General features: G+C 64.9%; 12 protein-coding genes and 2 pseudogenes. 10 read left to right on the forward strand and 4 right to left on the reverse strand.

Features of this window, described 5'->3' with window-relative positions; all coding sequences use genetic code 11:
• The 3 genes and pseudogenes from BA190_RS36705 to hpt all read right to left on the reverse strand — a co-directional run.
• Positions 1-218: pseudogene (locus tag BA190_RS36705) on the reverse strand (hypothetical protein); the annotation flags it as partial.
• A 162-nt stretch (positions 219-380) separates the two neighbouring features.
• The gene (locus BA190_RS33515) at positions 381-884 is read right to left on the reverse strand and encodes a hypothetical protein (protein ID WP_068299038.1); all 504 of its coding nucleotides are present in this window, start codon (positions 882-884) and stop codon (positions 381-383) included.
• 165 nt (positions 885-1,049) lie between these two features.
• Positions 1,050-1,580 (reverse strand): hypoxanthine phosphoribosyltransferase, encoded by a 531-nt coding sequence (gene hpt / locus BA190_RS33520; protein WP_068299041.1) that lies wholly within the window; start codon positions 1,578-1,580, stop codon positions 1,050-1,052.
• A 261-nt stretch (positions 1,581-1,841) separates the two neighbouring features.
• On the opposite strand from hpt, the gene ftsE reads away from it, so the two are divergent.
• The 3 genes from ftsE to BA190_RS33535 all read left to right on the forward strand — a co-directional run bounded on the left by ftsE (position 1,842) and on the right by BA190_RS33535 (position 4,315).
• Entirely contained in the window at positions 1,842-2,516 is a 675-nt protein-coding gene (gene ftsE, locus BA190_RS33525) for a cell division ATP-binding protein FtsE (protein WP_068299045.1), read from the forward strand.
• A complete protein-coding gene (locus BA190_RS33530; RefSeq protein ID WP_068299048.1) occupies positions 2,507-3,457 on the forward strand; it encodes an ABC transporter permease in 951 nt (316 codons plus the stop codon). Before ftsE ends, BA190_RS33530 begins: the two co-directional genes overlap by 10 nt.
• Positions 3,458-3,619: 162 nt before the next feature.
• On the forward strand, positions 3,620-4,315 hold the full coding sequence (locus BA190_RS33535; RefSeq protein ID WP_068299067.1) for a YdcF family protein: 696 nt from the start codon (positions 3,620-3,622) through the stop codon (positions 4,313-4,315).
• A 140-nt stretch (positions 4,316-4,455) separates the two neighbouring features.
• Here BA190_RS33535 and BA190_RS33540 read toward each other — a convergent pair whose 3' ends face one another.
• Entirely contained in the window at positions 4,456-5,376 is a 921-nt protein-coding gene (locus BA190_RS33540) for an NAD(P)-dependent oxidoreductase (RefSeq protein ID WP_068299051.1), read from the reverse strand.
• Between the two features lie 96 nt (positions 5,377-5,472).
• Here BA190_RS33540 and BA190_RS33545 point away from each other — a divergent pair, with 96 nt between their 5' ends.
• From BA190_RS33545 to BA190_RS33575, 7 genes and pseudogenes are all read left to right on the forward strand, one after another.
• Positions 5,473-6,393: a LysR family transcriptional regulator gene (locus BA190_RS33545; protein WP_068299054.1), complete on the forward strand. Its 921-nt coding sequence runs from the start codon at positions 5,473-5,475 to the stop codon at positions 6,391-6,393.
• A gap of 152 nt (positions 6,394-6,545) precedes the next feature.
• Entirely contained in the window at positions 6,546-7,304 is a 759-nt protein-coding gene (locus BA190_RS33550) for a 1-acyl-sn-glycerol-3-phosphate acyltransferase (protein ID WP_068299058.1), read from the forward strand.
• 32 nt (positions 7,305-7,336) lie between these two features.
• A complete protein-coding gene (locus BA190_RS33555; RefSeq protein ID WP_068299061.1) occupies positions 7,337-7,711 on the forward strand; it encodes a hypothetical protein in 375 nt (124 codons plus the stop codon).
• A gap of 157 nt (positions 7,712-7,868) precedes the next feature.
• Entirely contained in the window at positions 7,869-8,312 is a 444-nt protein-coding gene (locus tag BA190_RS33560; RefSeq protein WP_068299063.1) for an EF-hand domain-containing protein, read from the forward strand.
• Positions 8,313-8,356: 44 nt separating this feature from the next.
• The gene (locus BA190_RS33565) at positions 8,357-8,902 is read left to right on the forward strand and encodes an RNA polymerase sigma factor (protein ID WP_068299070.1); all 546 of its coding nucleotides are present in this window, start codon (positions 8,357-8,359) and stop codon (positions 8,900-8,902) included.
• Positions 8,895-9,251: a hypothetical protein gene (locus BA190_RS33570; RefSeq protein ID WP_068299065.1), complete on the forward strand. Its 357-nt coding sequence runs from the start codon at positions 8,895-8,897 to the stop codon at positions 9,249-9,251. The genes BA190_RS33565 and BA190_RS33570 overlap by 8 nt, the downstream gene beginning before the upstream one ends.
• A pseudogene (locus tag BA190_RS33575) lies at positions 9,241-9,545 on the forward strand (hypothetical protein); the annotation flags it as partial. The gene BA190_RS33570 and the pseudogene BA190_RS33575, both read left to right, overlap by 11 nt.

A 9,545-nucleotide genomic window follows, 5' to 3' on the forward strand; every position in this document is an offset into this window, starting at 1 on the left:
CGCCGGCCCCCCCGCCGGTAGCCGCGATCGGGAACGCAGCCATAGGGGGAGCGGTGCATCCCATAGGGGCACAAACGGCGAATTTGCTGGACGAGCCCGTTGTCGGCCTGTGATTGCGCGGATGGTGCCATCGGCATTGCCGAAGCAATCTGCGGAGCAAACATCATGCTTCCAGCGGTCAGACCAGCTGCGACAAACAGCTTCAGGGATAGTTTCATAGCTCCCTCCCTCAATTTCAATACTCAATGTCTAGCAGTATGATCTGAATGCAAGGTGAACAAGCCAGGGCAAGCAATCAGATTGACGTAACGTCAACAAATCTCCGAATCTCACCAGCCGACAAGAGACGGCCGGTCGGAAGACCTGCCCAGCGAGCCAGCTTAGAGGCGGCCCTTCCTGAAACCAAGCTCATAGATTTGCCAGACGAGCACGGCGAGCATGGCGAGGGTCACGATCCAGCGTCCATAGACCGGCAGCACCTGGTCGCTGAGGATCGGCGAGAAGATCTGGAAATAGATGGCGGCAGGCAGGATGAGCGCGAGTTGCGCCGGCCGGCCCAGGTCGTTGTAGCGCTTGGCGCCGACGAAATAGATGCAGACCGAGACCAGCACCATCACCAGATAGATGACGTCGATCGCAAACAGCGACAGATAATAGGGTGCCGTCATCAGCCGGGTATGGTCGCGGGCGACTTCGTCGACCAGGGCTTCGGCCGCCGCGGGATTGCGCGGCAGGACATGGTTGAGCCCGTAGGCCACTGCCACCAGCGCCCCCAGGACCACGGCCAGCACCGCCATGGCGCGCCACCAGGTCTGCCGGTCGATGCTGCCCTTGTCGTCACGAAACAGGAAACGGGCGCTGTGCGCGCCCAGGATACCAGCCATATCTCCTCCGAGGCCTGCCATGCCGCCGGCTTCTAGAGCAAAGCGCGTTTAGTCGGCAACGCCGCTTTGCGCTGCCTCTTTGGTTCGACGCATCTTTGCGATTCCTGGCGATGCCGCCAACGCAAAACGCTCCTGCCTGCACGGCAAGGCAGGATCAAGGCACCTCTACTCGACCACGCCGACGAACGGCAGCTGACGATAGGAATGAGCGACGTCCATGCCATAGCCGACCACGAAGACGTCGGGGCATTCGAAGCCGATGAAATCGGCCTTGATGTTGACGGCGCTCTTGCCCGGCTTGTCGAGCAGCACGCAGCTCAGCACCTGCTTGGCGCCACGCGCCGCGAGCAGGTCCTTGGCGAAGGCCAGGGTACGTCCCGATTCGAGAATGTCGTCGACCAGCAGGATGTTGCGTCCGCGCACGTCGCTCTCGACGTCATGGAGAATGTTCACCGTGCCGGTCGATACGGTCGCCTCCCGATAGCTCGACAGATGCACGAACTCCACCTCAGGCGCCATGCCGGCATGGTGCATGGCGCGCAGGAGATCGGCCGTGAACACGAAGGATCCTTTCAGCACCGCGACCACGAGCAGATTCTCGAGATTGCGGGCCTTGATCTCCTGCACCAGGGACGCGTTGCGCTTGGCAATCGTCTCGGCATCGAACAGGACTTTGATATTACGCGACGTGGCCATCGAACTCCTCATTTCTGCCGGCACCATAGCCGCAGGAGGGTATCGGCGACAATGGCGTTGCAGTGCCGCCTGCCGCCCACCCACAGCCACCGGATCGCAAGTCGGGCAGCTCTTCCCTCCTGCCTGCGGAAAGGGGGGTCTTCCGAAGGTTAAATTCGTTGTCATTTCGTTAACGTTAACACCTCGTTAACGCCCTCCCGGCACAGTGCAGCCGAGGCGGTTGGGGCCGTGGTCGGGGCCGCCTCTTGGGGAGATTCTGTCTTGGTTCGGTTCGAGAATGTGGGATTGCGCTACGGGATGGGCCCGGAAGTGCTGCGCGACGTCAGTTTCGACCTGCCCGCCAATTCCTTCCAGTTCCTCACCGGTCCTTCCGGCGCAGGCAAGACCACGCTGCTGCGCCTGCTCTTTCTCACCCTCAAGCCGACCCGTGGCCTCATCCACACCTTCGATCAGGAGGTGTCGACCCTCTCCAAGCATGCCCTCGCCGAGACGCGGCGGCGCATCGGCATCGTTTTCCAGGATTTCCGCCTGCTCGACCACCTCACCACCTATGAAAACATCGCCCTGCCCCTGCGCGTACAGGGCCAGGATGAGGCCCGCTACCGGGCCGAAGTGGTCGAATTGCTGCATTGGGTCGGGCTGGGCGAGCGCATGCATGTGCTGCCGCCCGTCTTGTCCGGCGGTGAGAAGCAGCGCGCCGCCATCGCGCGCGCCCTGATCGTGCGCCCCGAATTGCTGCTGGCGGACGAGCCCACAGGCAATGTCGATCCGGCCTTGGCGCGGCGTCTGCTGCGCCTGTTCATCGAACTCAACCGCTCCGGCACCTCGGTGGTGATCGCCACCCATGACGAAAGTTTGATGGAGCTCTTCCCCGCCCGGCGCCTGCGTCTCGAGGACGGCCACGTCACGGTCCAGGAGCCCGCGTCATGGTCGTGAACGACAGAGGCCAGCCCGCCGGCCGGCGCGCCGAGACGCTGATCCGCCCGGCCGCCCCGATCGTGCCGTCGGGCTCGATCGCCGGGCGCTCGCTGATGGCGGTGGTGGCGATCATGACCTTCCTGGTCGCTCTCACGGCCGGCGGCGTGCTGCTGATTGCCGGCGCGGCTGCGGACTGGGGCTCGCAGATCGCCCGCGAGGTCACCATCCAGGTCCGCCCGGTGGAGGGGCGCGACGTCGAGGCCGAGATCGCCAAGGCCGTCGTCGCCGCCCGCGCCACCGAAGGGATCAGCGACGTGCAGGTCTATTCGCGCGAGGAAACCGAGCGCATGCTGGTGCCCTGGCTCGGCGAGGGCCTCGACATGGGCGACCTGCCGATCCCGCGCCTGATCGTGGTGAAGATCACGCCTGGAAGCCTGCCCGACTTCGCCACCCTGAAGAAGACGCTGGCCGAAACCGTGGCCGGCGCCAGCCTCGACGATCACCGCTTCTGGATCGCACGCCTGGCGGCCATGGCGCGGGCCATGGTGCTGGCGGGCTTGGCCATCCTCGTATTGATGGTCGTGGCCACGGCGCTATCGGTGGTGTTCGCCACCCGCGGCGCCATGGCCGGCAACAAGGACGTGGTGGAGGTCCTGCATTTCGTCGGCGCGCATGACAGCTTCATCGCCAACGAATTCCAACGCCATTTCCTCTGGCTCGGCCTCAAGGGCGGCCTGATCGGCGGCGGCGCGGCGGCGCTGACCTTCCTCCTCGCCCATATGCTCGCCTCCCGTTTCACCGCCACGGCGGCAGGCGACCAGATGGAAGCCCTGTTCGGCTCCTTCAACATGGACTGGCGCGGCTATGCCGCCATTGCCGCGGCAGTCGTGCTCATTGCCATCATCACCGGCGTCACATCGCGCATGACGGTTCACCGCGTGCTGCGAGGCCACATATAGGGGTCACCCATGAGCGTCTGGCAGGGCTCCGCGCCCATTCCGCTGCATACCCGCCCCGCCGACCCCATTTTTGCCCAAACCATCCGTAAGAATTTCGGATACGGCAGATTGGCCAGTTTTCGCAGGCTGGCCAGATTCGACAGATTGTCATGGGCGCGTCCGATGCGGCAGGTCTCGACGATCGATGGCATCGCCTCCCCCTCCCAGGCGGAGCACCCGCCGAAGCGGCCGCGGCGCTGGCTGCGCTGGGTCATGGAGATCACCGGCGCCTGCCTGCTGTTCCTCACCGCCGCCGTGGTCACGGATTTCGCCTATTTCGTCTCCAGCCTGCAGAACCAGACGCCCAGCCCGGCGGTAAGGGCCGACGGCATCATCGCCCTCACCGGCGGCGCCGACCGCATCAGCGAGGCCTTCGACCTGCTCAACCAGGGCCGTGCCAAGCGGCTTCTCATCACCGGCGTCAACAAGGCGACCAGCCAGCAGGCGCTGGCCGGTCATAGCGCCGGCGGCGTCGAGGTGCTCGACTGCTGCGTGGATATCGACCGCAATGCCCTCAATACCCTCGGCAACGCCCTGGAAACGGCACGCTGGGTGCGGGACAAGCAATTCAAGTCGATCATCGTGGTGACCTCGAACTACCATATGCCGCGCTCGCTGCTGGAACTGCGCCGGGTGCTGCCGGATACCACGCTGATCGCCTATCCCGTGATCTCGCAGAATCTCAGGCTCGATTCCTGGTGGTCGGATCCGACCAGCATCCGCCTGCTGCTGTCGGAATATGTGAAATATGCAGGCGCCACCTTCCAGCTCCGGATGGAACGGGCCACGGCGGAGAGGGTGCAGGCACGGGCCGATTGAGGGAGGTTCAGCGCAGGGGACTGCATGCGACGTCCCGGCCGCTGCAAAACTCGGGCGCACAAACGCCTTTGGCCGAGAACTTCGACGACGGCCGGCAGGGTAGGCGTCGTATCCGGAGCACCGTGCCCGCGTTTTTCCGCTTACTTCTCCCAATGAGGCACCCAGTCGCCGGCCAGGCGCATCGAGAGGCCGGCATCGTCCTCGATACGCTTGACGACATGAAGTTCCGCAGCACCGGCGCCGTAGCGGCTCGCAGCGAGAGCGAAGGCCCCTTCGGCCGCCGTCGTCATCGGCAGCGCCGCCTGGACATTGCGATTGAGCTCCTGGATCAGGCGCAAGTCCTTGAGGCAAAGGTCGAGGCTGAAGCTGGGGTCATAATGCCCGGCGAAGATCGACGGCGCATCGTGACGGACGACGAAACTGTCGCCAACGCTGTTCTGGATCGCGCGCCAGAGCGTGCCGAGTTCGACGCCATTGGCGAGGCCGGTCGCGAAGCCTTCGCCGATTGCCGCCGCCGAGATGAACCATAGCTGGTTGGTCACGAGCTTGACCACGTTGCCCGTCCCAAGCCCGCCGCAGTGAACGACCATGCCGAGATTTTCAAGGATCGGTTCAACGCGCTCGAACGACGCCTTGCTGCCGCCGGCGAACAGGGTCAAGTTTCCATTCCGGGCGCCATCGACCGCCCCGGTTACCGGGCAATCCATGACGCTGACGCCGGCCGGCGCCTGCTCGGCAAGCCGCAGCAGCAACTCGTTGCGGTTGGTTGTCAGGTCGATCCAGATGCTGCCCTTGCGAAGGCTTCGAAGGGCGCCCTTCTCTCCCGCCATCACGCTTTCGACATGGTCGGGCCGGGGCAGGGACGTGAGGAAGACATCGGCCCGGGCCGCGCAGTCCCGGGCCGAGGATGCTGCAGCCGCGCCGGCCGCGATCACCTTGCCCAGGGCATCCCGGTCGAGATCGAAGGCCGTCACTGCGTAGCCTGCCGCCAGCAGCCTCAGGCACATCGGCCCGCCCATATTACCAAGACCGATGAAACCGATGTGAGGAAGCGAGGTCATGTCCGAGCCATTTGACGATTGATTTCACGTGATCCTAAGCGCATGGAAGGGCCTGTAAACTGCGTAAAAACTCGCTTAAATGGATAACTGTTGGTTATGAAGCGCTATCGCAGCACGCTGCCGCCTCTGGATACGTTGATCTTCTTTGAGGCGGCTTATCGCACCGGCAGTTTCACGGCCGGCGCCGGGGAGCTCAACGTCTCCCAGGCCGCGGTGAGCAAGCGCATCGGGCAGCTTGAGACATGGATGGGCGAGGCCCTGTTCATGCGGGCCGGCAAGCGCCTTTTCCCGACACCGCTCGGCGACAAGCTGTTCCAGACTGCCAGCATGACGCTGGAGTTCCTTCACCAAGGCCTCGGCGTTCTGCGCGAGGAAGCGCAGCGGCCACTATCCATCGGTGCCAATACGCCGGTGGGCATGTTCTGGCTGACACCTCACTTGCGCGACTTCGGACTCTCCCCGAATGCCTGCCCGACGCGGCTGATCACCTCGGATAATCCGCGGGACCTGTTCAACGACGGCACCGACCTCACCGTGACCTATGGCGATGGGGATCTAGCGGAGCGAACCACGACGATGCTGTTCGAGGAGGAACTCGCACCGGTAGCGGCGCCGGAATTGGCAGAACGGCTTGGCCCCGACCTTCGGTCGATTCAGGATATCCCCACGTCCCGGCGACCGACATTGCTCAATTATGGCCGGGCCTCGCCGGATTGGGTGGATTGGCGTGTCTGGTTCCAGCGCTTGTCCTTCGGCGACTTCGGCAGCTGGCCGGTGGAGAGCCTCTCGACCTATTCGCAAACGATCGGCGAAGCGATCAACGGTCGTGGTGTCGCCTTGGGGAGTATCGGCCTGCTGCGCACCGAACTCGAGGCCGGTGTTCTACAGTGCATCGGCCATGACGTCCTCCTGTCCGGCAGAGGATATTATGTGTCCTACGACAATCGCTCGGTTCTGTCAGAGGGCGCACGGCATCTGATCGCGCACTTGATTGCCGCGGCGCACCGGCGCCGTTGAAGCAAAACACCGACTTTCGGGCTCTCCCGCAAGAATGGCCTGGCGCCATCGATGCCCCATTCGCGGCTCGTCCACCCCCTATCCGCTCGACCGGCGATGAAGAGGGAGGCATGCGCTCTCAATTCTGCTATAGCCGCAACAGCATCCCTCGAATGACCGTCTCCATGCTCGTTTTGCGCTCGCTCCTGTTCAACCTGGCCTTCTATGTCAATATCGTCCTGTGGATGATCCTGGCGTTGCCGACATTGCTGATGCCGCGCCCCGCACTGCTCTGGATCGTGAAGAACTGGGCGCGGGTGAATATCTTCCTGATGCGCCATATCGCCGGCATCACCTGCGAGATTCGCGGGCGGGAGAACCTGCCGCCCGGGCCGGTTCTGGTCGCCGCCAAGCACCAGTCGACCTGGGACATCTTCGCCATGTTCCTCATCTGCGAGGACCCCTGCTATGTGCTCAAGCGCGAATTGATGTGGCTGCCCGTCTTCGGCTGGCTCGCCGCCAAGGCACAGATGATCGCCGTCAACCGTGGTGCACGCTCCAGGGCGATGAAGCAGATGAAGGCGGATGGCGAGCGCGAACTCGCCCGGGGCCGGCAGATCGTGATCTTCCCCGAGGGGACCCGCCGGGCGCCCGCCGCCGAGCCGGCCTACAAATATGGCGTGGTCTATCTCTATAGCGAGTTCGATGTACCCTGCGTCCCGGTTGCGCTCAATTCCGGCCATTTCTGGCCGCGGCGCCAGTTCATCCGCCAGCCCGGCAGGCTGGTGATGGAAATCCTGCCGGCCATCCCCGCCGGCCAGGACAAGACGGTCTTCTTCGAGCGCCTGGTCGACGACATCGAAACGGCGTCGGACCGGCTGCTTGCCGAGGCCCGCGATCCCCCGGCGCCGGAACAAACCCGAATCGCTTGACGTCGCAACAGGCGATGTTCTAGATTTGTTCCATGACACAGATCGCGATTCGTTCTCGTTCATCGTCGCCCGATCACCGCCTGTGCACGACGCTGGCCGCCTTGGGCCGCGATGCGCCGGCAGCGGCATCGCGCTTCCGTCGCTGGGTCGGCATTTCAGGCCGTTCCTATCTGGTTTCGGTCTATCCGATCGCCCAATGCCCCGATTATGTCGATGCCGTCCTGATCGCGGTCGATGCAGGTGGCGCCTGCGTGTGGATCGGCGAAGCCGGCCAAGGCGGCGACGATCTTGCTGCCACGCTCACGGCAGCAGCGAGAGCCGGTGCCTGCGAAGTCCACGTGCATCTCCTGGCCGGAGATCCTGCGGCACGGGCCGCGGCCATTCGCGATCTCGACGGCCGGCACTGAAGGCTCTGTATCCAGGCTCCTTGTTTCCAGGCCAATCCAACCGATTGGCTGGAGCCGCAAAGTTTCTTGCCACCTGACCGACGGATTTTCCTGGCACTGCCGTTCAAACGGCGTCCTTTGCGCATACTGCCCGCGCAATCTGTCCCAGGAGATGCCCATGATCGGCCGTTCGATTCTTGCCTTGATGCTGGCCCTGCCGGCCGCAGCCGCGATGGCGCAGACGGCGCAACCGGCTCCGGCCCAGCCATCCCAGCCCCCCGCGGCCCAAGCTCCCGCCCCATCCGCGGCACCGGCCAAGGCCGGGCTTAGCCTCGCCGAATTCCAGGCCCGCCGAGAGAAGGCCCTGATGAAGGCGGATACCGACGGTGACGCCAAGATCAGCCTGGCGGAGTGGAGCGCCTTTCAGGCGAAGCGGAACGCCAAGGCCGATCCGGCCAAAACCTTCGCCCGCCTCGATACCAACAAGGACGGCTTCCTGGACAAGGCCGAGCTCGACGCCTTCTTCGCCAAGCGCTTTGCCCGGCTCGATGCCAACAAGGATGGCGCCCTGGCCCGCGATGAACTGCCGGGCCACAAATCGGCTGCCAAACCGGCGCAATGATGCAGGACCATGGCCCTCGATGAGTCCCGGGAGTGCGCCTGGCCATGGTGTCCGATCCAGACGAGGAATTGGTGCGCCGGATCGGTTCGGGCGACAATGCCGCCATGCAGGCCCTGGTCTCGCGCAAGCTGCCTCGATTGCTCGCCTTGGCACGCCGCATGCTGGGTGATGCTGCAGAGGCCGAGGACGTTGCGCAGGAGACCTTCCTGCGGATCTGGCGCAACGCCGGGCGCTGGCGGTCCGGCACGGCCCGGTTCGACACCTGGATCCATCGCGTCGCGCTCAACCTCTGCTACGACCGCCTGCGCCGCCGCAGGGAATGGACGGGCCTCGACCTGCCCGAGTTGGCCGCCCCACCGGACCATCCGGCCGCAAGCCGGGCCGAGGAGGCCAGCGACGATGTCGAGCGAGCCTTGCAGGCCATTGCACCGCGGCAGCGGGAAGCTATCGTCCTGACCTACTATCAGGCGATGTCCAATATCGAGGCCGCCGCGGCCATGGAAGTCAGCGTCGAGGCGCTGGAGAGCCTGCTCGCCCGCGGACGCCGTTCTCTGCAGTCGCTCCTGATCAGGAAGGCCGATCATGACTGAAGCTCCCTTCGCGATGAGTGCAGAGCGTTTTGCCGCCCTCGCTGCTGCCTATGGCGCGGTCATGGAGACCTGGCCCGCGCCCGAGCGCAGCGCCGGACGCGCCTTTGCGCTGACACCTCAGGGCCGGCATATCCTCGCACGGGCCGGCCGCCTCGACCTGGCGCTCCGCAGCATCGAGGGGCATGGCTGCATCTGCCTCCAATCCGCAGGACGCGGCACTACGGCTGCTTCCACTGCCCAGGGCAAGTCCGCCGCCCCCCTTCCCCAGCGCCTCGCAGCGCCTGTCCGGCGGTCCCGTTCGGACAAGCTCGAAGCCCTGTTGTCAGGGAGCGGCTCCCATGCCCGATAGGCCCCCACCGATGGATGCCGAACGTTTTGCCGCCCTTGCCGACAGCTATGGCAGCCGCCTGCAGCATTGGCCGGAAGCCGAACGGCTGGCGGCCCAGGCTTTTGCGTCCACCGCCGAGGGCGAAGCCATCCTGGAGGCTGCCGCCCGGCTCGACACCATGCTGGATCGCTATACGATGCCGCCTCCGACCGCCGATCTTCATGCAAGGATCGTGACAGTCGGAACCGGCAGCCTCGCCCCCCGCCGGCGGGCCCGCCGCTGGTGGCTGGGGCTCGGCCTGGCGGGCGCCCGCCC

The sequence above is a fragment of the Labrys sp. WJW genome, from assembly GCF_001676615.1.
In the GTDB taxonomy this organism is placed as follows: Bacteria; Pseudomonadota; Alphaproteobacteria; order Rhizobiales; family Labraceae; genus Labrys; species Labrys sedimenti.

Excerpts from the sequence above, each read along its gene's own strand:
- BA190_RS33515 (WP_068299038.1), bottom strand. The coding sequence starts at position 884 with ATGGCTGGTATCCTGGGCGCGCACAGCGCCCGTTTCCTGTTTCGTGAC.
- BA190_RS33545 (WP_068299054.1), top strand. The coding sequence starts at position 5,473 with ATGAAGCGCTATCGCAGCACGCTGCCGCCTCTGGATACGTTGATCTTC.
- BA190_RS33540 (WP_068299051.1), bottom strand. The coding sequence starts at position 5,376 with ATGACCTCGCTTCCTCACATCGGTTTCATCGGTCTTGGTAATATGGGC.
- BA190_RS33565 (WP_068299070.1), top strand. The coding sequence starts at position 8,357 with ATGGTGTCCGATCCAGACGAGGAATTGGTGCGCCGGATCGGTTCGGGC.
- BA190_RS33530 (WP_068299048.1), top strand. The coding sequence starts at position 2,507 with ATGGTCGTGAACGACAGAGGCCAGCCCGCCGGCCGGCGCGCCGAGACG.
- BA190_RS33570 (WP_068299065.1), top strand. The coding sequence starts at position 8,895 with ATGACTGAAGCTCCCTTCGCGATGAGTGCAGAGCGTTTTGCCGCCCTC.
- hpt (WP_068299041.1), bottom strand. The coding sequence starts at position 1,580 with ATGGCCACGTCGCGTAATATCAAAGTCCTGTTCGATGCCGAGACGATT.
- BA190_RS33535 (WP_068299067.1), top strand. The coding sequence starts at position 3,620 with ATGCGGCAGGTCTCGACGATCGATGGCATCGCCTCCCCCTCCCAGGCG.
- BA190_RS33560 (WP_068299063.1), top strand. The coding sequence starts at position 7,869 with ATGATCGGCCGTTCGATTCTTGCCTTGATGCTGGCCCTGCCGGCCGCA.
- BA190_RS33550 (WP_068299058.1), top strand. The coding sequence starts at position 6,546 with ATGACCGTCTCCATGCTCGTTTTGCGCTCGCTCCTGTTCAACCTGGCC.
- BA190_RS33555 (WP_068299061.1), top strand. The coding sequence starts at position 7,337 with ATGACACAGATCGCGATTCGTTCTCGTTCATCGTCGCCCGATCACCGC.